Below are 23648 nucleotides of genomic sequence, written 5' to 3'. Positions count from 1 at the left end.
TCCCGGAATGGAAGCCAGCAGTACATGAATACAGCATCCCCGACTCCCCGCCCGCAGCTGGTTTACCTGGTATTCGGCGCCGAGACCTACCATCAGGAAGCGGTATTCAGCATCGCCAGTGCCCTGTCCCACCTGGGCGGCACCCATGATTTGCCCCTGGACATCCAGGTATTCAGCGACAACCCCGAGCCCTATCGCGACCTGCCGGTGCACGTCCACACCCTGGACGACGCCACCCGCCAACGCTGGAGCGAGCCCCACGGCTACCATTTCCGTACCAAGCATGTGCTGTTGCGCCAGGTCCTCGAAACCTCGGAACGCGCGCTGCTGATCGACACCGACACGTTTTTCCACGACTCGCCCATGGCCCTGTTCGACCGCGTCGCGCCCGGCACCGTGCTGTGCAACGCATTCCACGCCAAGTACGGCGACAACCGCGAAAGCGTGCTGTACAGCGCCCTGGCCAAAATCCTGGCAGACAAGGGCCTGGCCGATGACGACATGCCGCTGCTCAACTCCGGCGTGATGGGCCTGGCGCAGCAGGACGCGCATTTGCTGGACCGCTCCATCGCCTTGATGGACGAGCTGTTCCCCCTGGCCAACGGCGCCTACACCCTGGAAGAGTTCTGCCTGTCGGTAGTCGCCTACCGCACGGTCAACGTGCGCCAGTGCCCCGACCTGATCCACCACTACTGGAGCCGCAAGCAGCTGTTCCGCGCCAAGGTCAAGGCGTGGATCGCCAAGCACGCCGCCGCCCCGACCAGCGCTCACGCCCTGGCCGACACGCGCAAGGTCTCTGCCCACCTGCCGCGCCCACCGCGCCTGCAACGCCTGATGTACAAGCTGATCACCCTGGCCCTGCCCAAGCGCAAGCAGCAGTTCATCCGTGAAATCCTCTACGGCTGCTACGAGCACGAAAACGAGTTCGACCAGGCGTGCGGCCCGGTTTGGTGGGACAAGGCCAAGCAAAACCAGGCTGAGCGGCAGAAGTGCCCGGTGGACGCTCACCAACTGGAGCACTGGTTCGCCAACCCCTTGGTGCGTCTGATTCTGGGCGAGCGCCGCGCGGCGATCTATGAGCACTTGATGACCTCGCCGACAAAATAGCGCGGTCCGCAGATGCTTGTGCCAGAGCTTTTCTTTAGGGCTTGGGCGTCGTAACCTCAAGGCATGCCCGTCATCCTGAAGCTTGCGACCGCTGCCCTTTTCACTTGCCTGAGCCTGGCGGCTTATGGCGAGAAACTGCGCATTGTCACCGAGCCCTGGGCGCCCTATGTCTACGACGACCAGGGCAGCATGCGCGGGCTGGACTACGAAACCACAGTGATCGTCTTCCAGCGCCTGGGGGTCGATGTCGACTGGCAGTTCCTGCCCTGGAAGCGCTGCCTGGCGATGCTCGACCAAGGCCACGCCGACGGCGCGCTGGATATTTTCCACAGCCACGAGCGCGACACGCAGTTGCTCTACCCCAGCGAACCGCTGTCGGAAGTCGAGTTCGTGCTGTTCTATGCCAACGAACACCCTCACCCCGCCAACAGCCTCGACGACCTGCGCGGCCTGACCGTCGGCACTTCGCCGGGTTACCTGTATGGCGGTGCATTCAGCGACTCCGGCTTGTTCAACCGCGAACCGGCCCCCAGCCACGAAGCCAACTTCGGCAAATTGCTGCTGGGGCGCATCGATCTGGTGATTACCGACCGCCGCGTCGGCCAGCACGTGATCAAGGCGTTGGGCCTGGACGGCAAAGTCAGCCAGGCGCCGATGGTGGTCAGCCGCCAGCAGCAATTCCTCGCGGTGCGCCGTGGCGCCGGCATGGACCTGCTGGTGCAGCGCTTTGCCGCCGAACTCAAGCGCTTCAAGCAGGAGCCCGCGTACATCGCCTTGAGCGCCAAATATGGCGGATTCCAAGCCATTACGGCCGCTGAACACGCCGTTGAGCAGCAGGAAAGCAGCGCGCCGTGATTGCTCTGTTATACTCCGGCCTTTCCGCCAGGCTTACGCCCGGCCGCTGAGGTCTTGAAAAAGGCACCCAACCCCGCTACTGCGCAGCTTTCAGCCCCGCGCGAGCCGGTGGAGTGCCCGCCAGACGCAGCAGGACCGGACGGGATAACGCTCCCCTAAGCGTCATTCACGCCCGGCAAGATTATCCCTTTGGGCCAAGCCCTAACTAAAACAGGATTACTCATGTCCTTTGCTTCCCTCGGTCTCTCCGAGGCTTTAGTCCGCGCCATCGAGGCAGCGGGCTATACCGAGCCTACTCCGGTGCAACAGCGGGCCATTCCCGCCGTGTTGCAAGGTCGCGACCTGATGGTTGCGGCTCAGACAGGTACTGGTAAAACCGGCGGCTTCGCCCTCCCGATTCTGGAGCGGTTGTTTCCCAACGGTCACCCGGACAAATCCCAGCGTCACGGCCCGCGCCAACCGCGCGTACTGGTCCTGACCCCAACCCGCGAACTCGCCGCCCAGGTGCACGACAGCTTCAAGCTGTATGCCCGCGACTTGAAGTTCGTCAGTGCCTGCATCTTCGGCGGCGTTGGCATGAACCCACAGGTTCAGGCCATGTCCCGTGGTGTGGACGTACTGGTTGCCTGCCCGGGTCGTTTGCTCGACCTGTGCGGCCAAGGCAGCGTCGATCTGTCCCACGTGGAAATCCTCGTGCTGGACGAAGCCGACCGCATGCTCGACATGGGCTTTGTCCATGACGTGAAAAAAGTCCTAGCGCGCCTGCCGGCCAAACGTCAGAACCTGCTGTTCTCAGCCACGTTCTCCAACGACATCACCGCCCTGGCCGGCAAGCTGCTGCACAACCCGGAACGCATCGAAGTCACGCCGCCGAACACCACGGTCGAGCGTATCGAGCAACGCGTGTTCCGCCTGCCTGCCAGCCACAAGCGTGCGCTGCTGGCGCACCTGATCACCGCCGGCGCGTGGGAACAGGTGCTGGTGTTCACCCGCACCAAGCACGGCGCCAACCGCCTGGCCGAGTACCTGGACAAGCACGGCCTCACCGCCGTCGCCATCCACGGCAACAAGAGCCAGAACGCGCGCACCAAAGCCTTGGCCGACTTCAAGGCCGGCAGCGTGCGCATCCTGGTCGCCACCGATATCGCCGCCCGCGGCCTGGATATCGACCAACTGCCACACGTGGTCAACTTCGAGCTGCCAAACGTCGATGAAGACTACGTGCACCGTATCGGCCGTACCGGCCGTGCCGGTCGTTCGGGCGAGGCCATCTCCCTGGTTGCGCCGGACGAAGAAAAACTGCTGAAAAGCATCGAACGCATGACCAAGCAGAAAATCGCCGACGGCGACCTGATGGGCTTCGATGCCAGCGCCGTAGAGGCTGAAAAGCCAGAAGTGCGCGAACGTCCAGACGTGCGTAACCCACGCAACCCACGCGGTCCGAAGGGCGATGGTCCGAACGGCGGCGGTGGTGGCGGTGGCCGTCGCGACAAGGGCAAGGACAAGGGCGGCAAAGACAAAGCGCCGACCAACGGCCGTGGCGAACGCCCAGCCCGCGAGCAGAAGCCACGTGAAGGCACCCCGGCCCGCGAACAGCGTCAGCCGAGCCAACAGCCACCCCGCGCCGCCGCTGACCGTGCCCCGGACGAGTTCCTCGACGATGACGTGGACAACTTCGGCAACCGCGTTGACTACGTGCCCCAAGCCAAACCAGCCCAAGGCCGTGGCCGTCGTCCAGGCGCCCCGGCACAGGGCGCAGGCGCTGGTGCTCCACGTAGCGGCCAGCCGCAAGGCGGTCGTCAGAACGCCCCGCGCAACAGCAGCGGCGGCACCACCGGTACGCCACCGGCCAAGCGCAGCGGCCCACGCAGCGGTGCGCCACGTGATGGCCAGGCCCGTCGCGAAGACTCGCGCAGCAACAACCGCCGCCCAGCCCGTGACGACCAGCCTCGTTCGTCCGAGCCAGCGGTGCAGAACCCGCGCGGTGGCCCGGCGCCAAAGATCATCCACAAGGAGTCGAAGGCTGATCGTTTCCCGACACCTGAGCAGTTGGATCAACTGCCAGGCCGCCCTCGTGGTGAAAAACCAGCGCTGCTGACCCGCAACCGCTGAGTTGAATAAAAAGCCCCGGTTCGTGAGAACCGGGGCTTTTTTGTGCCTGCAATTTGGCGCCATGGATCGCCTTGTCACTGGCGCTACCATCGTGTCTACTGGGCCATCAGCAGTGCCATCACTGACCCCGACTGGCTGGGACGCTACCCATGACGACTGCCTCGCCCGCGATCAAACTCAGTACCCTGCGGCAAATCGCGCCCTACCTGAGCATGCGCGGTGTGTCGCCGCTGGAGTTCTTCCGGCGCTTTGATATCTCGCCCCAGGTGTTTCAAAACCCCGAGGCTTGGGTGCCCCGCGAGGCGTGTTTTCACATCGCCAACGAGATGGCCGCTGCCGCCCAGGACCCGTTCGGCGGCGCGACCATCGGCCACCTGACTGACGTGCGCGCCACCGGCATCTGGGGTGAGTTGATCCTGGGCTCCGCCAACCTCGCCCAGGCGTGCGCCTCGGCGGCGGTGCATACGGACCTGCTGCACCAGGGCAGCGAAGTCAGCATCCTCACCGAAGGCCGCACCACCCGGCTGATCCAGCAATTCACCGGCCACCATGGCGCGGACCCCAAGCAAGTGATTTTCGGCACCCTGGCGGTACTGAGAAAAGTTCCACTGATGGCCGGCGCACCCGGCGCCATCCGCGTCCATCTGCAAAACCCGCGAGAACTCGGCGACGAGGCATTGGAAGAATACCTGGGGCCGAACCTGGTGATGAACGCTGCGTACAACATGATCGAATTCGACCGTGAGTTGCTCGAAATCCCCCTGCAACCAGTGCGCGATGCCGCCTGGAAAACCACCCAGGCCCTGAAATCCACCGCCGACGCCGCCGATGTGCTCGCCCAGCAGATTGCAGACCAGGAACAGTCCAAGCTGCTGACCATCTCCCGAAAAATCGGGCTTTCGGTGCGGACTTTGCAACGTCGCCTGGAACACTGCGGCATCGACTTCGACGCACTGCGCGATGAGACACGCCGCAGCGAAGCGTTTGCGTTGCTCGCCACCGGTAAATACAGCGCCACCGAGATCGCCTACATGGTCGGCTACAGCGATCCGGCGCACTTTACGCGGGCCTTCAAGCGCTGGAGCGGCAGCCCGCCGTCACGCTATCGCGCGGCCCTGCAACAGGCGCGCTGACCGCCTCTTCAGGCGCCTGTTTTTGGCACCAAATGGCAAGTTTCCCCCGGGGTGTTCTTATAAAGTTTGGCGGCAATGCCAACTTATAAGACCCGGAGTATCAATGTCCTATTCATCCAAGGCCGGCATCGTTGCACTGATGCTGGCGGCTTTTGGGAGCGCGCACGCGCAGGCTTCCGCTGACGCGACGATACCGGTCGGTGTCGACAACTTTGTGCGGGCCGAGTCCGATCTGTACTTGGGCAAGATCGTCGCCAGTGACGCATTTGGCCGGTTTGTCCACACCCGCGAGCCGGTGCCCATCGACGCCCAGAACGTCGTGCGGATGAATCGGGACACGCTGTACTCGTCGGCCGTCTTCGACCTGGATGCCGGCCCCGTCACGCTCACCTTGCCCGAGGCTGGCGAGCGCTTCATGTCCACCGCCGTGATTAACGAAGACCACTACGTGCCCGCCGTTTTCTACGGCGCCGGCAGCCGCACGCTGACCAAAGAGGCGGTCGGCACACGTTATGTATTTGTCGCCGTGCGCCTGTTCTTCGACCCCACGGACCGCAAAGACCTCGATCAGGTGCACGCGCTGCAGGACGCCATCCAGGTCAGCCAGGCCCAGGCCGGCGAGTTCGTCGTGCCCAAGTGGGACCCGCTCAGCCAGAAAAAACTGCGTGACGCCCTCGCGGTCCTGGGTGCGACGATTCCCGACTACAACCAGTCGTTCGGCCCCAAGGGCATGGTCAATCCGATTCACCATCTGATCGGCACAGCGACTGGCTGGGGCGGCAACCCGGCCAAGGACGCCATCTACCTCGGCGGCGTAATGCCCAAGAACGATGGGAAAACGGTATATCGGCTCAAGGTTGGGGACGTGCCGGTCAACAGCTTCTGGTCGGTCAGTGTGTATAACGCCGACGGTTACTTCCAGAAGAACCCCTATGACGCCTACTCGCTGAACAATCTCACCGCCAAGAAAAGTACGGATGGCTCGATTGTCATTCAGTTCGGTGGTTGCGACGGCAAGGTCGCCAACTGCCTGTCGACCCCACCCGGCTGGAACTACACCGTGCGGCTGTATCAGCCCCGTGCAGAAATACTCAATGGCCAATGGCAGTTTCCTCAGCCACAGCCCGTTGTACTCAAGTGAGGAAAGACGCCATGAAAACACCGTTACTCATCAGCGCTGCGACGCTCGCCTGTGCGGTGGCATTGCCGGCCCATGCAAACGAGCCCTCGGTGACCGTCGGCGGCGGCCTCGCCGTTGGCCCGCTGTACGAAGGCTCATCACATTACGCCGCATTCCCGTCGCTGAAGTTCAAGGCCGTCCTGCCCACCGAAAACTGGGGCCAGTTCACCGCCGCATTCCCCGACGGCTTGCGTTGGGACTTGCCGGGGCTGGCGCCGTTCGGTGTCGCCCTGCTGTTGGGTTACGACCAGGGGCGCAAGGAAAGAATCCACACTCTGGACGGGCGCGACGACTACCTCAAGGGCATGGGCAACCTGGACAGCACGGCCCTGGTCGGGGCCGAAGCCTACTGGACACTACCGGCCGGGCGCCTGTTCGTGCGCGGCCTGCAAGCTGCCGACAGCCGCAACTACGGTGGCGAGAGCCTGGGCCGGAGCAAGTACCTGGAAGCCGGGTTCGCCACGGCGTACCTGCTGTCGCCGCGCTTGACCCTGGACTCGACGCTGTACGGGACCTGGGGCAATGACAGCGACATGATGGCCCGTTACGGCGTCACCGCCCAGCAAGCCGCACGCACCCGCTTCGACGAATACCACCCCGGTGGCGGCATGCGCGACGTGACCTTGAAGCTCGGCCTGACCTGGCAATGGCAACCCCAGTTGGCACTGGAAGGCGGCATCAAGACCTACGCCCTGGTCGGCGATGCCCGCAACAGCCCGCTGACCGGTGAAAACATCGGCGCCGGCGCCTACCTGAATGCCCTTTACCAGTTCTGAGCAGGGACCACGCCATGAACACACTGCATAAACCGTTGGCGCTGGCCGGCCTGCTCTGCTCAGGGCTGGTGCTGGCCGACGAGGCCGTCACCACCATCACCGACCCTCACTTCAAACTGGCCCCGGGTTATCTGGACACAAAGAACTTGCCCTTGCGCCTGGCGCTACTGGGCGCCCCACCCAAGCCCGACTCTGCGGCGCTGGCGCGGGACGAAGAAGCACGCCGCGCCGCGCTGGCCCTGCGTGGCACGGCCCGGGAGACACTCGCCGCCGCCGATGCAGAGCTGGCCTTCCCCGGCCCGGCGCAAGCCTTCTCCTGCGCGATGGGCACACCGATCACCGAGAAAACCACGCCGCATCTGTACACCCTGATGCAGCGCACCCTCACGGATGCCGGCGGCTCCACCTACGCCGGGAAAAATGCCTACAACCGCACCCGTCCTTTCGTAGTGCATAACGAAGGCACCTGCCGCAAAGACATGGAGCCACTGCTGCGCACCGATGGCTCCTGGCCGTCCGGCCACTCCGCCGCCGGTTGGGCCTGGGGCCTGTTACTGGCAGAGATCCAGCCAACACGCGCCACCGAACTGATGACTCGCGGCTTGTCCTTTGGCCAGAGCCGAGTGATCTGCGACGCACACTGGCAGAGCGACGTCGATGCAGGCCGCATCATGGGCGCTGCAACCGTGGCGAGCCTGCACAGCAATCCGGCATTCCTCGCCGACCTGGCGGCCGCGAAGGAAGAGGTCAAGGCCGCACAAAAAGCCGGCCTGAAACCTACACAAGACTGCGCGGCCGAGGGCGTGGCGCTCTCGCTGACTCAGCACTGATCGGGAAAACACCAACATGCGCAGCAACACTTGGCGGCTGGCACTGCTGGCGGGCGCCCTGACCAGCGCCGGCCCCACCCTGGCGGCAGACAGCAATGACTGGACCTTCAACGGCGGGCCTTACGTATGGGGCGCCGGCATCCGTGGTCATGTGGGCCATAGCGGCACCGGCACCCAGTTTATACAGTCCGGCTTCTCCGACATCGCCAAGACCGTGGATATGTCGGTGATGCTCATGGGCGAAGCGCGGCGCGGCCCCTACAGCATCCTCGCCGACCTGATGTACATCGACACCGATACGCGCAACCGCCTGCCGGCCGGCGGCAAACTTGAGGTAGAAAGCAAGACCGCCTCCGGGTTCCTCGGCGGCGGGTACACCCTGTGGGGTGATGACAACCGTCGGTTGGATGTCGCCGGGGGCATGCGTGTCTGGTACAGCGGCACCACCCTCAGCCTGCACGGCGGATACGCTGGCGGCTCATCGGGCTCTGACAACGCGACATGGGCAGACGCCATGGCCGGGCTGCGTGGACACTATGCCGTGAACGATCGTTTCTGGCTGTCCGCCTGGGGCATGGCCGGCGCCGGGCAGTCCCGGGAAGACTGGGACCTCGCCGCGCTGGCGGGCTGGGAGTTCTTGCCCGGTTTTTCGGCGGTGGCCGGTTACCGGGCCATGGGCGTGAATTATCGCCATGACGGGTTTGTCTACGACATCGTGCAGAAAGGGCCGTTGCTGGGGATCAGCGGGCGATTCTGAACACAAAAAAAGCCCCGGCCTGTAAAGGTCGGGGCTTTTTTGTCAGGGGCGAAGCCTTACTTCTGCTTCACGCCTTCCAGCGAGATGTCCAGGTCAACGGTCTGCGAAGAAGGACCTGGGCCCTTGATGCCGAAGTCGTTCAGGTTGACCGTGGTTTTCGCGTTGAAGCCAGCACGTTCGCCGCCCCACGGGTCCTTGCCTTCGCCGTTGAACGTGGCCTTGAAGGTCACTGGCTTGGTCACGCCGTGGAAGGTCAGGTCGCCGGTCACGTCAGCTGTCTTGTCGCCGGTGGATTTAACCGCGGTAGACACGAACTTGGCATCGGCAAACTTGGCAACGTCCAGGAAGTCTTTGCTGGCGATGTGCTTGTCACGCTCAGCGTGGTTGGACCACAGGCTGGCGGTTTTCACATCGACGGCGATCTTGCTGGCTTCAGGCTTGGCGGCATCCCAGCTGAACGTGCCATCCCAGTCCTTGAAGGTACCGTGAATGAAGCTGTAGCCCAGGTGGCTGATTTTCCAATCGATGAAGGCGTGTTGGCCTTCCTTGTCGATCTTGTAGTCAGCAGCCATCGCCGAACCTGCGGACAACAGCGCAGAACCAAGTGCCAGAGCGGCGAGAGTCTTTTTCAACATGCTTTCTATTCCTTGTGAGTCGAGGTTGAACATCAGGCTTTGCGCCCCAGCATTCGCGTCAGGGTCACATCACGATCAATGAAGTGGTGTTTCAGTGCGGCCACGCCGTGCAAGCCGGCGAAGACCACCAATACCCAGGCGAGATACAAGTGCACCACGCCGGCGGTGTCTGCCTGGTCCGGTAGCCCGGAAACCACGGCAGGAATCTCAAACAGACCAAACACCGGGATACCGACACCGTCTGCGGTGGAAATCAGGTAACCGGCAATCATCACGGCAAACAGCCCGAAATAAAGGAACGCGTGGCCAAACGCGGCACCAAGACGGGTCATGCGGCTGTAACTGGCCAACGGTGGCGGTGGCGGGCTGACCAGGCGCCAGACGATACGCACCAGCATGATGGCGAACAGCGTGATACCAATGCTCTTGTGCAGGTCCGGTGCGTCTTTGCGCCAGGCGCTGTAGTAGTCGAGGCCGACCATCCACAAACCCAGCGCGAACAAGCCAAACACCACCAGGGCCACGCCCCAGTGCAAAACCATGCTGACCCAGCCATAGCGGGCCGGAGAGTTGCGTAACTGCATGTACTTAATCCCGTAAGAACTGCGCCCAAGACTAGCGCGTTACCTATCGAATGAAAGCGCAAAATTTCGCTTTGAAGTATCGATTAATCTGATCTTGAGGTTATGCAGCGTAAATTAACCATGGATTAAGGACTATCCCGAAGAAACGTGACAGACCGTCCTGCGTTTACTGCCAATTCATCCGTAATGGGTTGTGACACAGCCGCCCATTGCATAGGCTTGCGCGATTGTGGCTTCGAGGAGACGAACGATGGGCTTGAACAACCAGTGGATGCAACGCGACCTCGCGGTGCTGTGGCATCCCTGCACCCAGATGAAAGACCACCAGCAACTGCCGCTGATCCCGATCAAACGGGGCGAAGGCGTGTGGCTGGAAGACTTCGAAGGCAAGCGCTACCTCGACGCCGTCAGTTCCTGGTGGGTCAACGTATTCGGCCACGCCAACCCGCGCATCAACCAGCGCATCAAGGATCAGGTCGATCAGCTTGAGCATGTGATCCTGGCCGGTTTCAGCCACCAGCCGGTGATCGAGCTGTCCGAGCGTCTGGTGCAGATGACACCTGAGGGCCTGACCCGGTGCTTCTACGCCGATAACGGTTCGTCCTGCATCGAAGTCGCGTTGAAAATGAGCTTTCACTACTGGCTCAACCGTGGCCAGCCAGACAAAAAGCGCTTCGTCACCCTGACCAACAGCTACCACGGCGAAACCATCGCCGCGATGTCGGTGGGCGACGTGCCGCTGTTTACCGAGACCTACAAGGCGCTGCTGCTCGACACCATCAAAGTGCCCAGCCCGGATTGCTACCTGCGTCCCGAGGGCGTTAGCTGGGAGGACCACTCGCGCACGATGGCCCAGGTAATGGAACAGACCCTGGCCGAGCACCACGCCACCGTCGCCGCCGTGATCATCGAACCGCTGATCCAGGGCGCCGGCGGCATGCGCATGTATCACCCGGTGTACCTCAAGCTGCTGCGCGAAGCCTGCGACCGCTACGGCGTGCACCTGATCCACGACGAAATCGCCGTGGGCTTCGGCCGCACCGGCAGCATGTTCGCCTGTGAACAGGCCGGCATCCGCCCGGATTTCCTGTGCCTGTCCAAGGCCCTCACCGGCGGCTATCTGCCGCTGGCGGCCGTGGTCACCACCGACGACGTGTACGACGCCTTCTACGACGACTACCCGACCCTGCGCGCCTTCCTGCATTCCCACAGCTACACCGGCAACCCGCTGGCGTGCGCGGCGGCGTTGGCGACGCTGGATATCTTCGAAGAAGACAACGTCATCGAAAACAACAAGGCCCTGGCCCAGCGCATGGCCAGCGCCACCGCGCACCTGGTGGACCACCCCCACGTCTCGGAAGTACGCCAGACCGGCATGGTGCTGGCTATCGAGATGGTCCAGGACAAGGCCACCAAGACTGCCTACCCGTGGCAGGAACGCCGTGGCCTGAAGGTGTTCGAACACGCCCTGGAACGCGGCGCGCTGTTGCGGCCGTTGGGTAGCGTGGTGTACTTCCTGCCGCCGTACGTGATTACACCGGAGCAGATCGACTTCCTGGCCGAAGTGGCCAGTGAAGGGATCGATATCGCCACCAACAGCAGCGTCAGTGTTGCGGTGCCGAAGGACTTCCACCCAGATTTCCGCGACCCCGGTTGATGTGTGGCGAGGGAGCTTGCTCCCGCTGGAGTGCGAAGCGCTCCCAAAATCTTGGGGCCGCTACGCAGCCCAGCGGGAGCAAGCTCCCTCGCCACAGTGACCTAGCTCCTACACAGAATTTTGCAGAGAACAGAAATGAGACTGTCCCGTTTTTTCACCGACACCCCGCTGAGCCTCGGCGACGTTGAGCTGCCCGAAGCCCAGGCGCACTACATCAGTCGCGTACTGCGCATGGTCGAAGGCGACGCCGTGCAACTGTTCGACGGTTCCGGCCAGGAATTCCTCGGCAGCCTGCTGGAAGTCGGCAAAAAGCGCGTCACCGTGCAACTCACCGAACGCTTCAACGGCCAGACCGAATCCCCCCTGCACATCCATCTCGGCCAGGGCCTGTCCCGTGGCGAGCGGATGGACTGGGCGATTCAGAAAGCCACCGAACTGGGCGTCAACGCGATCACGCCGATCTTCAGCGAGCGCTGTGAAGTACGTCTCAAGGACGAACGCGCCGACAAACGCCTGCTGCACTGGCGCCAGGTGGCGATCAGTGCCTGCGAGCAATGCGGGCGTTCGACGGTGCCGGTGATTCACCCACCGCTGCTGCTGGCAGACTGGTTGAAACAGACCGAAGCGGATTTGAAGTTGGTGTTGCACCCGGTGGCGGAGCCGATGGTCAGCCATGCCAAGCCGTCGAGCCTGGCGTTTTTGATCGGACCTGAGGGTGGGTTGACGGACAATGAAGTGGAAGTCGCCCAAGCGGCTGGCTACCACGCTGCGCGCCTTGGGCCGCGGGTGTTGCGTACTGAAACTGCGCCAGTGGTGGCATTGGCTGTCGCTCAACAGCTATGGGGTGATTTCTAACCCTCTCCCTTTGCAAACCCAATCAAATTGTGGGAGCTGGCTTGCCTGCGATGGCGGTCTTCCAGCCAACATCTTCGCTGCCTGACCCACCGCTATCGCAGGCAAGCCAGCTCCCACATTTGGATTGGGTTACCAAATCACCCCATCACTCCACTGGATCACTGACCGGCTTGGCAATAATCGCCTTCAATTCACTGGTCATCGGAAACTCCAGGTTTAAGCCTTTCGGCGGAATCGGCTGTTCAAACCAGCGCTGGTAAATCCCATTGATCTCGCCGCTGCGGTACAGATCACCCAGGGTCTCGTTGACCACCGCGAGAAACTGCGGGTCATCCTTGCGCACCATGCAGCTGTAGATTTCCCGGGATTGCTCCTCGCCCACCACCACCCAGTTGTGCGGGTCCTTGGCCTTGGCACGCTCGCCGTAGAGCAATGCGTCATCCATATAGAACGCGGCCGCGCGGCCCGTCTCCAGCATCTTGAACGCTTCGCCATGGTCCTTGGCGCTGATCACGAAGATATTGGCTTTGTGCTCGGCGTTATAGCTCTTGAGAAACCGCTCGTTGGTGGTACCGGCCGTGGTGACCACATTCTTGCCCGCCAGGTCGGCAAAGCCTTTGATGCCGCTGTCCTTGCCGGTCAGCAACTGGCCCTTCACATAGATAAACCCGTAGGAAAACGCTACCTGCTTCTGCCGCTCGGCAGTCACCCCCGTGGAGCCGCACTCCAGGTCCACGGTGCCGTTCTGCACCAGCGCGATGCGCGTCTGGGACGTCACCAGGTTGTAATCCACGCCAAGGCTGGCCACACCGGTTTTCTGCTCAATACGCTGGACGATCTTGTGCGCCAGGTCTACCGAATAGCCCATGGGTTTACCACTGGAACCTACCATGTAGGAAAACGGCATCGACCCGTCCCGGTACCCCAGTGAGATTCTCTGGCTCGCAGCGATTTTAGCCAGCGCTCCTGTCAGCTCCGTCGCCATCGCTGGCGGCACGCCGCCCCCTACCAACACACATAGACAAACACCAAAAAACGGATGAGCCAGAAACGTCCTGCGCATTAGTTCTCCGTAAACAGATCAGGCAACCTTGGGAAGAAATACTCCAGTGTCGATGGAGGTCAGCTGCGCATCTACCATTTCCGCCAATAGTTGTCCGCTGCCACAGGCGAGCGTGAAACCCAGAGCGCCATGCCCGAGGTTCAACCACAGGTTTTGATAGGCGCTCGCGCCGATCAATGGCAAACCATTGGGCATAGCAGGCCGCATTCCTGCCCATTCAACAGCAGCGTCATAATTCCCACCCATAGGGAAAGTCTGGCGGGCCATGCGTTTTATCGCTTCCAGGCGCTTGGGTTCCGGCGCGACGTTAAAGCCCACCATGTCGACCATAGCCGCCACACGCAGTTGTTCACCAATGCGGGCGTATACGGTCTTGCGGTCGAAGTCGGTCACATTGATGTTCGGCGCCTTGTGCTCCGCGCCGATGGGAACGCTGATGCTGTAGCCCTTGAGCGGATAGAGAGGCAGGCGCAGGCCGGGCAAGCCCAGGTCCCGGCTGTTGTGGCCGGCCGCCAGTACCAGATTCTCTACAGGCAATACTTCATCCTGGAGTTCGACGGCCACAATCGAACCGAACGCCTCATGGATACGCAGCACCTTGCGCCCCAGCAGAAAGCGGCAGCGCCCCGAGGCTTCCAGGCGCGCAGCCAGGCGCTGGCAAAAGGCATGGCAGTCCGCCACCTCTTCGGTCGGGTGATAGATACCACCGACAAAGGTGCCCGGCGTCAGCTCAGGCTCCAATCTGCAGCAATCTTCGGCCGACAGCACTTGCTGTTGAAGCGGGTCCCGCAGCTTTTGTCGGGCGCGCTCAAAGCTGTCCAGGGAGCGGAAAGCCAACAACTTGCCATTGCGCCGCCAGTCGAAACCGTCCAGCCCATCCTCCTGACGCCAGGACTGCAGAGTGTCCTGGCTGAACAACGCCAGGCGAAGCAATTCCTCAGAGCTGGCACGATTGACCGAAGAGCGGCAGGCCCCGAAAAATGACGCCAACCATTGCCATTGGTGCGGGTCGAGACGTGGTCTCCACTTGAGCGGAGAAGAATCCCCCTTCAGCAACCAGCCAAGCGCTTGCAAGGGAACGCCCGCGTCGGCCAACGGTGTGACATATCGATAAGACAACTGACCACCGTTGGCGAAGCTGGTGGAACTGCCCAAGGTGTCTTGCCCTTCGATCACAGTGACGTCCATCCCAGCACGTACCATTGCGTAGGCACTCGCCAGACCGATCACCCCACCACCAATGATGCACACTTGCTTTGTCATTTGATCACCTACATGCATTGATACGATTTGCAGAGTAGGTTTGGGTGACAACCGCTGAACAATGAATAAATCTATCAACCCTATAGATAAAGGTTATGGACCTGCCATGCGCTTGCGTCACATCGAGATTTTCCAGGCTATCCGACAAACCGGCTCCATCAGCGCCGCTGCGCAGTTGTTGCATGTTTCGCAGCCGGCGGTGACCAAAGTCTTGCAGCACGCCGAGTTGCAGTTGGGCTTTCCGTTGTTCCTGCGGGTCCGAGGCAAGCTTCAAGCCACGCCAGAGGCCCTGGCGCTGGGAAGCGAAGTAGAAAAAGTCACCGAAAGCCTGCTGGGTGTGCAGCGCCTAGCCAAGAGCCTGCATCGTCGGCCTGGACAACGTGTGCGCATTGGTGCAATCCCGGCGCTGGCGCTGTCGCTGCTGCCACCGGCCATCCTGGAGTGGCAGAGCGAATACCCTGACATTACCTGCGAATTGTCCAGCGACCATAGCCGGGAGCTGACCCAGCAGCTGTTGATGCGGGAAATCGACCTGGCCCTGACCCTCAGCGTCTCCGGCCATCCGGGGTTGACCACGCAAGTGCTGGCCGAAGGCGCGATGGTGGTGCTGGCCGCCAAGGATCATTGGCCGCAGGACGAGACAGGCAAGCCCCTGCCTTTGGCCGAACTGGCAGGCGCGCCCTTGATTGGTCTTTCCAACGCCGATCCGCTGGCGGCCAAACTGGACAGGTATCTGGAAAACGTCGACCCGCCGCCGCGCGTGAACCTCTCCGTACAAACCTACTCCCTGGCCCGCGCGATGGTGGAGTCCGGTGTCGGCCTCACGGTCATCGACCCCTTCACCGCCTTCGGCGCCTCGACCGCCACCACCTGCATCCGCTCCCTCATGCCGCCGCTGCCGATCACCCTGTACGCCCTGACCCGTGCCGATGAGCCGCCTCCGCATATGCAGGCCAAACTGCTGGAGATCTTCGGCAAACGCGCCCAGGAAATACTGCAACGCCTCTAAGAACAGCATTCTTAATGCCTGATGAAGACCCAACATTTTGACCGAGTCGGCCGTCAGAGCACGAAACGCATGATCGCCACGAAGTGCAGCAAACTCCCGCCAATCACAAACAAATGCCAGATCCCATGGGAATGCCGCAGCCGATCCTCCAGGGCAAAAAAGATGATGCCGACGGTATACAACACCCCACCCGCCGCCAGCCAGGTAAACCCCGCCACTCCCAGCGCCGCGATCAGCGGCTTGACCGCCACCAGCACAATCCAGCCCATCACCGCATAAATCACGATCGACAGGATGCGCGCCTCGGAACGCGGCTTGATCTCTTGCAGGATGCCAATCACCGCCAGCCCCCACACAATCCCGAACAGCGTCCAGCCCCACGGGCCACGCAGGGTCACCAGGCAAAACGGTGTATAGCTGCCGGCGATCAGCAGATAGATCGAAAAGTGATCGACCTTCTGCATGATCTCTTTTCGCCGCCCCTGCACGCTGTGGTACACGGTGGACGCGCTGTACAGCACCATCAGCGTAAAGCCGTAAATCGCCACGCTGACGATCTTCCAGGGGCTGCCATCCAGGCTCGCCACCACCAACATCCACACCGCCCCGGCAAAGGCCGCGACCGCGCCGAGCAAATGGCTCCAGGCGTTGAATCGTTCACCATGATACATGCGCCACTGACCTCCAAATCCCGTTAGCGATGAGGGGCAAGGGTCTAGCGTTGTGAGGGAGAGTGCAAGGGGCTAGCCAAAGAGTCCCAAAAAGGGACCGATGAGTCCCTTTTTGGGAACGCTCAAGTGTTAAGCCGCAGAGGAAGGGGAAATCTGTTCCAGTGCTCGATCCACCAACAACTGCCCAAGCTCTGCCATTTGCTGGATCCCGAGCATGATTGCGCGCTGGGAGACGTCCAGGTCAAAGGCCAGGTTGCAGGTCATGGCGTTGAGGGACGACAAGGTTTCGCTGGCGTTGACCAGCAGTGCTTCGGTGTCTTGGTGAGGGTTGACGGTGAAGAGGTGGGTGGGGGGATTGGGGGTCGGTTTGATCATGATTTACAGCTCCGATATGTGATGGAGACTGCCCTCTTCCGCTTGCACGCGAATAAAGGTGGCAGCCGTGCGCAGGTGTGCAAGACCGGGCATATCGGACCCCGGCAGACCCCGAGGGATCTCCCACGCACAGCCGCCATAACAAATACAGCAGGCATGAAAAACGCCCGTTGAAAGGCTATGGGCGTTAGTGCGCCGATATGAAACCGGACTTGCACGTCCGTGTCACCGTTTTTTGCGATGACGGGACGAAGACTAGGCGCGCCCGCTGCACACGACAAGTTCATGCCTGGCCCAAAATCTTGCAGGAAAAATCCGAGGCATCGCCCAACGTCGCACAGCACTCAAGCCTTGTGAAGATCCACTGTGGGAGCTGGCTTGCCTGCGATAGCGGCATGTCAGCCAGTGCATCAACATCTGATACACCGCTATCGCAGGCAAGCCAGCTCCCACATTTCGATCTTCACAGGGCTTGAGATCAGGCCAGGCCGGATTCCACCAACAGCGCTTCCAACCCCAACAAATCCGGCACCTTCGCCACATGCTCCCCCACCTGCACCGCCGCCAGTTCCAGCGCGCACAACGGCACATCCACATAACTCAACTGGCTATCGAGCTTGTACGAGCGCGGAATGCCCTGGATCACCAGCGCAATAAACTTCAACGTCGGCCGCCCACCCAAGGTGTTCAACACCACGATCCGCGAACGCTCCCCCGTCATAACCGCGTCACCACACACCGCTTCAAAGCTGATCAGCGGCAATTGCTGGTCGCGCCAGGTCACTTGGCGCAGGTACCACGGTGGCGCATCGCTGGCCGGTTCGCCGCGCTGGTAGTCGATCAACTCGGCGATGGCGACGTTGGGCAGCACCAAATGACGGTCGGCCAATGGCAGCAGCAGGCCGGTGAGTTGGCTGGTGCGGTGGTCAAGCATGGGACTTGCTCCAGTAGGCGATGCTTTCCAGCAGCACCGACTCTTGGTACGGCTTGCCGAGGTAGTCGTTGACGCCGATGGCCATGGCGCGGTCGCGGTGTTTCTGGCCGGTGCGCGAGGTGATCATGATGATCGGCAGGCGCATCAGGCGCGGGTCGTTGCGCACCTGGATGGCCACTTCGAAGCCGTCCATGCGCGGCATTTCAATGTCGAGCAGCATCAGGTCCGGGGTGTGTTCTTCGAGCACGGCGATGGCGTCGATACCGTCCTTGGCCGTCAGCACGTTCATGCCGTTGCGTTCCAGCAGGCGGCTGGTGACTTTGCGCACGGTCACCGAGTCGTCCACCACCAGCACCAGCAGCGGGCGTTTTTTCAGCGGGTCGTTGAGCACCAGCGGCGCATCCACCGCCTGCGCCGGCAAGGCCGGTTGGCGGGCGCGGATGTGGGCGAGCAAGTCGATGATCAGCACCACGCGGCCGTCACCGAGGATGGTCGCGCCGGACAAGCCCTGCACCCCGGCAAACTGCGGGCCCAGGCCCTTGACCACGATCTCCCGCGTGCCGGCCATGGCATCCACATGCACCGCCACCCGCCGCTCGTTGCACTGCACCAACAGCACCGGCACCGGCTGGTACTGGCCGAGCAGTTTCGGGCGGCCGACGGTGTGCAGCAGGTCGCCCAGGTAAAACAGTTCGTAGCGCTGGCCGGCGTATTCATAACGCGGCGGGTCTTGCTGATAGTGCCCAGCCAGCTCATGGGGCATGACCCGCACCAGCCCTTCAATGGTGTTGAGCGGGATCGCGTATTGATCGTCCGCGCACTGCACCATCAACGCGCGGTTGACCGACACGGTAAACGGCAGGCGAATGCGAAAATGCACGCCCACGCCCGGCGTCGACTCAATAAACATCGAGCCACCGAGTTGGCGCACTTCTTCATGCACCACGTCCATGCCCACGCCGCGCCCGGAAATCTGCGTGATCTTTTCCGCCGTGGAAAACCCCGGCTGCAGGATGAACTGCAACACATCGCGGTCGCTGATCTCCTGGTCCGGCGCAAGCAAGCCGCGCTTGATCGCCTTGCGCCGCACGGCTTCCAGCGGCACACCGGCGCCGTCGTCGCGCATGTCGAAGACGATGTCGCCGCCTTCGTGGGTCAGGTCCAGGGTGATACGGCCCTTCTCCGGTTTACCCGCCAGCAGGCGCGCATCGCGGGATTCCAGGCCATGGTCAACCGCATTGCGCAGCATGTGTTCCAACGGCGCCGCCATGCGTTCCAGCACATTGCGGTCCATCTCGCCTTCGGCGTTGCCGACGATGAATTCCACGTCCTTGCCCAACTCACCCGCCACTTGGCGCACGATGCGCTTGAGGCGCGGCAACATGCGTTCGAACGGCACCATGCGCGTGCGCATCAGACCTTCTTGCAACTCGGTGTTGATGCGCGCCTGTTGCTGCAACAGGTCGTGGGCATCGCTGTTGCGCCGGTCGAGGGTGTCCTTGAGGTCGAGCAAGTCGGAAGCGGATTCGGACAACGCCCGCGACAGTTGCTGCAACTGTGAATGACGGTCCATTTCCAGCGGATCGAATTCTTCATAGCCCAGGCGCTCGGCCTCGGCCTGCTGGCGGCTGAGGATGCGGCCCTGGGTTTCCGTATCAAGGCGGCGCAGTTGGTCGCGCATGCGCTCGATGGTGGTTTCCACCTCGCTCAGCGCAATGCGCGCATCGTTGACCTGCTGTTCGATGCGGCCACGGAAGATCGACGTTTCGCCTGCCAGGTTGACCAGGTCATCCAGCAGCTCGGCGGAGATCTTCACCATGTCGGCCGCAGGATCCACCACCGCCTCAGCCTTGTTCGCCGGCAACGCCACTGGCACCACCGGCTCGGTGCTCGGGTGCACCAGGCTTTTGATGCGTTCGATGAGTTTGTCCACCGAGCCCACCGGCAAGCCGTCCGCCACCGCGTCGATCATCTGCGCCAAACGGTCGTGGCAGCCTTGCAGCAGGGCGAACAATTCCGCCGACGGCGCCAGCAAGCCGGCCGACAAGCCTTCGTAGAGAAATTCCAGCTCGTGGGCCAGGTCACCAATCGGCCCGATCTCGACCATGCGCGCGCCACCCTTGAGGGTGTGCAGGTCACGCAGCAGGGTTTCGACTTCCTGGCGGTTGCCCGGCTCGGCCTGCCAGCGCAGCAAGGCGCTGCCGGAGCTGTCGAGGATATCGGCGGCTTCTTCGAGGAAAATATCCAGCAGTTCAGGGTCCGCGCCGGGGCTTTCCACGGCCTGCACCACAGGCGCCGGTGGCGTGCTTTGGCGCAATGCCCGCACCTTGGCCACCAGCTCCGCGCTGTCGCTCAGGGGCTGCTGCTGTTGCAGTTCGTCCAGTTGCAAGGCCAGGCGTTCATGGCAGGCCATCAGCACCTGGGACAGCTCGGCGGAGTAACTGTAGCGGCGGTCCACCAAGCCTTCGTAAAGGCCTTCCAGCTCATGGGCCAGCTCGGCCACCGGGGCGATTTCGGCCATGCGTGCGCCGCCCTTGAGGGTGTGCATGTCCCGTTGCAGCGACGACAGCGGCGCGACGCCGTCGGGCTCCAGCAGCCAGCGTTTGAGGGACTGCCCGGCGCTGTCGAGGATGTCCACGGCTTCTTCGAGGAAGATCTCGACGATCTCATCGTCCACCGCCGTGTCCTGCTCCAGCTGCGCCGTGGCGGCGCCCAGTTCGGCGATGCTCAGTGCACGGCTGCCGTCGCTTTTGACCAGGCCGGTGGCGGACGGGTCGAGGGCTTCGTCCAGTAGCTCGCGCAGGGCTTGCAGGCGTGCCGGCACTGGGCTGATTTCCTGGCCGGCGGCGAGTTGGTCGAGCATGTTGATCAGCGCTTCATGGGCCAGTTCGGCCTCCTGGAAGAAGCGCTCGCTGACTGCCAGGCTGCTCTCTTCCACGGCGCCGTACAGGTCGAGCAAGGCTTCGCACAGTTCGTCGATGGCGTGCAGGTCGGCGATGTGCGCGCCCTCCCCCAGCGTGGTCAGCTCATCGAGCAGCGCGGTGAGTTCCTGACGCTCGCCGGGATGCTGTTGCCAGCGGCGCAGCAGGGTTTCGGCGTCGAGCAGGATGTCCATGCCCTGGGCCAGGAAGTTGGCGATCAACTGCGGGTCGCGCTTGATGCGCAGGCCGGTGTTGGGCGCGTCGAGCAAGGCGGCCAGTTGCTGATCGAGCAGGGCCTGGATGCGCGTGATCAGGTCCGGCGCGCCTTTGATCAGTGCCAGCGGGTCGCGGTCCAAGTGGCGCAGACCGCGCTGGAACAGGCCTTCGGCTTCCAGCAACAGCTCCACTTCATCCAGGTCCAGCGGCAGGCGGTGGGCCTTGTATTCGCGGGTCAGGTGATCCAGCGGCCGCGCCAGTTCGGCAATGGGCAACACGCCGGCCATGTACGCACTGCCCTTGAGGGTGTGCAGGGCGCGCTGCAGTTCATCGCTGACTTGCAGCGGCATGTGTTCGGTGGCTTGTTGCAGGAAGTGGTTGAGGCTGTCCAGATGGCTCTGCGCTTCGTTGCGGAAGATCTCCAGCAGCATCGGGTCATGGGGCTCGGCGGCCGGCACGGCGGTGCCACTGGCCAACGCGTGGGCGCGGGCGGCCAGGGCGTCGACTTCGTCGCGCTGGTGCTGGTCGTCGGTGGCAAAGTCGGCGATCAACTCCGGCAGCAGGGCCACCGCTTCATCCAGTACCTGTTGCACCTCTGGGCCAAGGTTCACGCTGCGCTCCAGCACGCGGTTGAGCAGGTTTTCCACGGCCCAGGCCAGCTCGGCCAAGACCAGGGCACGGACCATGCGGCCGCTGCCTTTCAAGGTGTGGAAGGCACGGCGCATCTCGCCCAGGGCGGCTTTATCGGCCGCGCTCGCCAGGTGGCGGTGCAGCACTTCGAGGACTTCATCGGTCTCTTCGAGGAACACTTCGCGCAGTTCATCGTCGATGGGTTCTTCGTCGGCCGGTGGCGGCAGCAGGCTGCCCGGGCGTTGCAGCGCGGGCGGGTTGAGGCGCGACGTCGGGTTGGCCAGCGCGTCGAACTGCGACTGGCTCGGCGCAGCCTCGGTGGACAACGCACCGTCCGGCGCCACCAGCGCTTGGCGCCAGGGTTTTTCCGCCGGCAGGTAACCCAGCGCCGCCAAGGCCTGGGTGGCGGTTTCCAGGACCCGTTCACCGTCGGCGTCGGGGTCCTGGAGCATGCGTTCGAGGTAGTACTCCAGGCTGCTGATCACGTCGGCGAAATGCGCCAGGTCGTCCGCCGACGGCGCCATGTCATTGAGCATCAGCTCTTCATCGACGTAGTCGGTGCAACCGCGCATCAGGCTCGCCGCCCGCGGCAGCGGGATCATCGCCAACGCGCCGCGCACCTGGCTGAGCAGTTCCGGCAGGGATTCCAGGCGCTGCCTGTCCCAATCGGCTTCCAGGCAGTCGATCACCAATTCTTTGGCCTGGCGCAGGCATTGGCAGGATTCGCGGATCACCAACTGGTGGATCTGCGTCAGGTCGGTGGTGGGCAAGCGGCTTTCTTCACGGCTTTCCGGCTCGACGGTGCCGACCATCCCCGCCAGCGTCGCTTCGACGTAAAGCAACGCGCCCGCAACGTCCATCAACACGGCGTCGTTGGGTTCGCGTTGGCCCTGGGCCAGGCTCAGCACCACGGCAAGTTGATCGATGATGACTTTGCGCGGCTGGCCAAAACCCAGCACCGCCAGGGTGTCGGCGATCTGCCGCAGCGGCGCGAGCAGTGCATCGAGGTCGCTGGTGTGCTGGCGGTCACTGCGCACGAACAGGTCGAGGCGTTCCTTGACCCGCACCAATTCTTCGCACAAGGCACCGAGCACCGAGCCCATGGCATTGCGATCCGGCCCGGCCAGCCGCGCGCGCTCGGCGTCCACCACCGCGCTGTCGGGCAAGGCTTCATCCAGGCCGTAGCGTTCCTTGAGGCTTTGCATGCGCGGCGTCGGCCGGGTGACTTTGGCCACGTAGAACAACAGGCTCTTGAGCAACTCATCCGGCGCCGGCTGGTTGATGCCGCCAATGCCTTGGGCCAGCAGACGCTTGAGTTGCTTGTCGCTGGCCTTGAGCAGGCTGCGCAGCGCCGGGCTGTTGGCGATCACGCCGGTGAGCATACCTTCGACCAGCGCCGAGGTGACTTGCCACAGTGGCAACAACGGCGCGCCCTGGCACAGGGCTTCGAGGCGGGCAAAGACCCGCGCCATGTCTTCCAGGTTGCTCGGGCCATGGTCTTCGCGCAGCAACCCGGCGAGGGCTTGTTGCAGCAGTTGGTGCCATTGGCGCAGTTGCGTTTGCAGGTCGGGCGTCGCGCGTTGGGCCAGGGCTTCGTCGGGTAACGGCGCAATCGACAGCAGTTGCGGGCTGAACAGGCTGGTCTCCGACAGCAGGCTTTCGCCGCGCGCACTGCGCAGGTCGTTGAGCAGCGGCAACACCACCAGCGGCAAGTCGCGGCGGGCGCTGTGTACGCGGTCGAGGTACAGCGGCAGTTGGCTGAGGGCTTGTTGCAGGAGGCGGATGCTTTCGTCGCGCTGGCTGACCTGCCCGGCCTGGAACGCCAGGGCCAGGTGTTCGATCTCTTCGGCCAACAACGCCGCGCCGTAGAACTCGACCATTTGCAGGGCGCCATGCACCTGGTGGATGCCGGCCAGGCACTGGGCGATGACGGCGCTGTCGCCGGTTTCGACAAACGCGTCCAGCGCCGAACGGGCCTGTTTCAGGGTTTCGGCAATGTCGCCCTTGACCCATTCGAGGGCCACGTAGTCGTGCCGATCAACCATAACTGCTCCGCTTAGAATTCGTGGGTGGCTGGTGTGGCCA

The 23648-nt window shown here is 62.8% G+C and carries 19 protein-coding genes; 11 read left to right on the top strand and 8 right to left on the bottom strand.

Features of this window, described 5'->3' with window-relative positions; genetic code table 11:
* Positions 1 to 24: 24 nt before the first annotated feature.
* From ACZRMO_RS07725 to ACZRMO_RS07690, 8 genes are all read left to right on the top strand, one after another.
* The gene (locus ACZRMO_RS07725; RefSeq protein WP_463972436.1) at positions 25 to 1107 is read left to right on the top strand and encodes a hypothetical protein; all 1083 of its coding nucleotides are present in this window, start codon (positions 25 to 27) and stop codon (positions 1105 to 1107) included.
* 63 nt (positions 1108 to 1170) lie between these two features.
* The gene (locus tag ACZRMO_RS07720) at positions 1171 to 1962 is read left to right on the top strand and encodes a substrate-binding periplasmic protein (protein ID WP_463972435.1); all 792 of its coding nucleotides are present in this window, start codon (positions 1171 to 1173) and stop codon (positions 1960 to 1962) included.
* 222 nt (positions 1963 to 2184) lie between these two features.
* Positions 2185 to 4074, top strand: a complete 1890-nt coding sequence (locus tag ACZRMO_RS07715; RefSeq protein ID WP_017735707.1) for a DEAD/DEAH box helicase — start codon at positions 2185 to 2187, stop codon at positions 4072 to 4074.
* 149 nt (positions 4075 to 4223) lie between these two features.
* The gene (locus ACZRMO_RS07710) at positions 4224 to 5207 is read left to right on the top strand and encodes a helix-turn-helix domain-containing protein (RefSeq protein WP_463972434.1); all 984 of its coding nucleotides are present in this window, start codon (positions 4224 to 4226) and stop codon (positions 5205 to 5207) included.
* A gap of 103 nt (positions 5208 to 5310) precedes the next feature.
* Positions 5311 to 6348, top strand: a complete 1038-nt coding sequence (locus ACZRMO_RS07705) for a DUF1254 domain-containing protein (protein ID WP_463972433.1) — start codon at positions 5311 to 5313, stop codon at positions 6346 to 6348.
* Positions 6349 to 6359: 11 nt separating this feature from the next.
* Complete coding sequence (locus ACZRMO_RS07700) at positions 6360 to 7163, top strand: MipA/OmpV family protein (protein ID WP_463972432.1); 804 nt, start codon at positions 6360 to 6362, stop codon at positions 7161 to 7163.
* A gap of 14 nt (positions 7164 to 7177) precedes the next feature.
* Complete coding sequence (locus ACZRMO_RS07695; protein ID WP_463972431.1) at positions 7178 to 7993, top strand: acid phosphatase; 816 nt, start codon at positions 7178 to 7180, stop codon at positions 7991 to 7993.
* 16 nt (positions 7994 to 8009) lie between these two features.
* Positions 8010 to 8750, top strand: coding sequence for a hypothetical protein (locus tag ACZRMO_RS07690; protein ID WP_463972430.1), 741 nt, complete (start codon positions 8010 to 8012; stop codon positions 8748 to 8750).
* A 56-nt stretch (positions 8751 to 8806) separates the two neighbouring features.
* Here the strand turns inward: ACZRMO_RS07690 and ACZRMO_RS07685 are convergent, their stop codons facing one another.
* Together ACZRMO_RS07685 and ACZRMO_RS07680 are read right to left on the bottom strand one after the other, a co-directional pair.
* Positions 8807 to 9385 (bottom strand): YceI family protein, encoded by a 579-nt coding sequence (locus ACZRMO_RS07685; protein ID WP_159958029.1) that lies wholly within the window; start codon positions 9383 to 9385, stop codon positions 8807 to 8809.
* 32 nt (positions 9386 to 9417) lie between these two features.
* The gene (locus tag ACZRMO_RS07680; RefSeq protein ID WP_124527287.1) at positions 9418 to 9969 is read right to left on the bottom strand and encodes a cytochrome b; all 552 of its coding nucleotides are present in this window, start codon (positions 9967 to 9969) and stop codon (positions 9418 to 9420) included.
* Positions 9970 to 10219: 250 nt separating this feature from the next.
* On the opposite strand from ACZRMO_RS07680, the gene ACZRMO_RS07675 reads away from it, so the two are divergent.
* Positions 10220 to 11626 carry an adenosylmethionine--8-amino-7-oxononanoate transaminase gene (locus ACZRMO_RS07675; RefSeq protein ID WP_463972429.1) on the top strand — a complete coding sequence of 469 codons (1407 nt, stop codon included), beginning with the start codon at positions 10220 to 10222 and terminating at the stop codon, positions 11624 to 11626.
* Positions 11627 to 11761: 135 nt separating this feature from the next.
* Complete coding sequence (locus tag ACZRMO_RS07670) at positions 11762 to 12481, top strand: 16S rRNA (uracil(1498)-N(3))-methyltransferase (RefSeq protein ID WP_463972428.1); 720 nt, start codon at positions 11762 to 11764, stop codon at positions 12479 to 12481.
* A 145-nt stretch (positions 12482 to 12626) separates the two neighbouring features.
* Here the strand turns inward: ACZRMO_RS07670 and ACZRMO_RS07665 are convergent, their stop codons facing one another.
* Positions 12627 to 13466, bottom strand: a complete 840-nt coding sequence (locus ACZRMO_RS07665) for a transporter substrate-binding domain-containing protein (RefSeq protein WP_463972496.1) — start codon at positions 13464 to 13466, stop codon at positions 12627 to 12629.
* A gap of 96 nt (positions 13467 to 13562) precedes the next feature.
* Positions 13563 to 14807 (bottom strand): D-amino acid dehydrogenase, encoded by a 1245-nt coding sequence (locus ACZRMO_RS07660; protein ID WP_463972427.1) that lies wholly within the window; start codon positions 14805 to 14807, stop codon positions 13563 to 13565.
* 106 nt (positions 14808 to 14913) lie between these two features.
* Here ACZRMO_RS07660 and ACZRMO_RS07655 point away from each other — a divergent pair, with 106 nt between their 5' ends.
* The gene (locus ACZRMO_RS07655) at positions 14914 to 15816 is read left to right on the top strand and encodes a LysR family transcriptional regulator (RefSeq protein WP_463972426.1); all 903 of its coding nucleotides are present in this window, start codon (positions 14914 to 14916) and stop codon (positions 15814 to 15816) included.
* Positions 15817 to 15869: 53 nt separating this feature from the next.
* Here ACZRMO_RS07655 and trhA read toward each other — a convergent pair whose 3' ends face one another.
* The 4 genes from trhA to ACZRMO_RS07635 all read right to left on the bottom strand — a co-directional run bounded on the left by trhA (position 15870) and on the right by ACZRMO_RS07635 (position 23608).
* Positions 15870 to 16487 carry a PAQR family membrane homeostasis protein TrhA gene (gene trhA / locus ACZRMO_RS07650; RefSeq protein WP_463972425.1) on the bottom strand — a complete coding sequence of 206 codons (618 nt, stop codon included), beginning with the start codon at positions 16485 to 16487 and terminating at the stop codon, positions 15870 to 15872.
* Between the two features lie 129 nt (positions 16488 to 16616).
* Entirely contained in the window at positions 16617 to 16862 is a 246-nt protein-coding gene (locus ACZRMO_RS07645; protein ID WP_463972424.1) for a DUF6124 family protein, read from the bottom strand.
* Positions 16863 to 17340: 478 nt separating this feature from the next.
* Entirely contained in the window at positions 17341 to 17796 is a 456-nt protein-coding gene (locus ACZRMO_RS07640) for a chemotaxis protein CheW (RefSeq protein WP_207040479.1), read from the bottom strand.
* A complete protein-coding gene (locus ACZRMO_RS07635) occupies positions 17789 to 23608 on the bottom strand; it encodes an Hpt domain-containing protein (protein ID WP_463972423.1) in 5820 nt (1939 codons plus the stop codon). Before ACZRMO_RS07635 ends, ACZRMO_RS07640 begins: the two co-directional genes overlap by 8 nt.
* Positions 23609 to 23648 lie beyond the last annotated feature (40 nt).

Source organism: Pseudomonas sp. B611, assembly GCF_055407965.1.
The sequence above is the reverse complement of the archived record's forward strand: the minus strand, read 5'-3'. Positions and strand labels throughout refer to the sequence as shown.

Bases quoted from the DNA above. Each gene is read 5' to 3' on its own strand.
- ACZRMO_RS07725 (WP_463972436.1), top strand. From the start codon at position 25: ATGAATACAGCATCCCCGACTCCCCGCCCGCAGCTGGTTTACCTGGTA.
- ACZRMO_RS07720 (WP_463972435.1), top strand. From the start codon at position 1,171: ATGCCCGTCATCCTGAAGCTTGCGACCGCTGCCCTTTTCACTTGCCTG.
- ACZRMO_RS07715 (WP_017735707.1), top strand. From the start codon at position 2,185: ATGTCCTTTGCTTCCCTCGGTCTCTCCGAGGCTTTAGTCCGCGCCATC.
- ACZRMO_RS07710 (WP_463972434.1), top strand. From the start codon at position 4,224: ATGACGACTGCCTCGCCCGCGATCAAACTCAGTACCCTGCGGCAAATC.
- ACZRMO_RS07705 (WP_463972433.1), top strand. From the start codon at position 5,311: ATGTCCTATTCATCCAAGGCCGGCATCGTTGCACTGATGCTGGCGGCT.
- ACZRMO_RS07700 (WP_463972432.1), top strand. From the start codon at position 6,360: ATGAAAACACCGTTACTCATCAGCGCTGCGACGCTCGCCTGTGCGGTG.
- ACZRMO_RS07695 (WP_463972431.1), top strand. From the start codon at position 7,178: ATGAACACACTGCATAAACCGTTGGCGCTGGCCGGCCTGCTCTGCTCA.
- ACZRMO_RS07690 (WP_463972430.1), top strand. From the start codon at position 8,010: ATGCGCAGCAACACTTGGCGGCTGGCACTGCTGGCGGGCGCCCTGACC.
- ACZRMO_RS07685 (WP_159958029.1), bottom strand. From the start codon at position 9,385: ATGTTGAAAAAGACTCTCGCCGCTCTGGCACTTGGTTCTGCGCTGTTG.
- ACZRMO_RS07680 (WP_124527287.1), bottom strand. From the start codon at position 9,969: ATGCAGTTACGCAACTCTCCGGCCCGCTATGGCTGGGTCAGCATGGTT.
- ACZRMO_RS07675 (WP_463972429.1), top strand. From the start codon at position 10,220: ATGGGCTTGAACAACCAGTGGATGCAACGCGACCTCGCGGTGCTGTGG.
- ACZRMO_RS07670 (WP_463972428.1), top strand. From the start codon at position 11,762: ATGAGACTGTCCCGTTTTTTCACCGACACCCCGCTGAGCCTCGGCGAC.
- ACZRMO_RS07665 (WP_463972496.1), bottom strand. From the start codon at position 13,466: ATGGCGACGGAGCTGACAGGAGCGCTGGCTAAAATCGCTGCGAGCCAG.
- ACZRMO_RS07660 (WP_463972427.1), bottom strand. From the start codon at position 14,807: ATGACAAAGCAAGTGTGCATCATTGGTGGTGGGGTGATCGGTCTGGCG.
- ACZRMO_RS07655 (WP_463972426.1), top strand. From the start codon at position 14,914: ATGCGCTTGCGTCACATCGAGATTTTCCAGGCTATCCGACAAACCGGC.
- trhA (WP_463972425.1), bottom strand. From the start codon at position 16,487: ATGTATCATGGTGAACGATTCAACGCCTGGAGCCATTTGCTCGGCGCG.
- ACZRMO_RS07645 (WP_463972424.1), bottom strand. From the start codon at position 16,862: ATGATCAAACCGACCCCCAATCCCCCCACCCACCTCTTCACCGTCAAC.
- ACZRMO_RS07640 (WP_207040479.1), bottom strand. From the start codon at position 17,796: ATGCTTGACCACCGCACCAGCCAACTCACCGGCCTGCTGCTGCCATTG.
- ACZRMO_RS07635 (WP_463972423.1), bottom strand. From the start codon at position 23,608: ATGGTTGATCGGCACGACTACGTGGCCCTCGAATGGGTCAAGGGCGAC.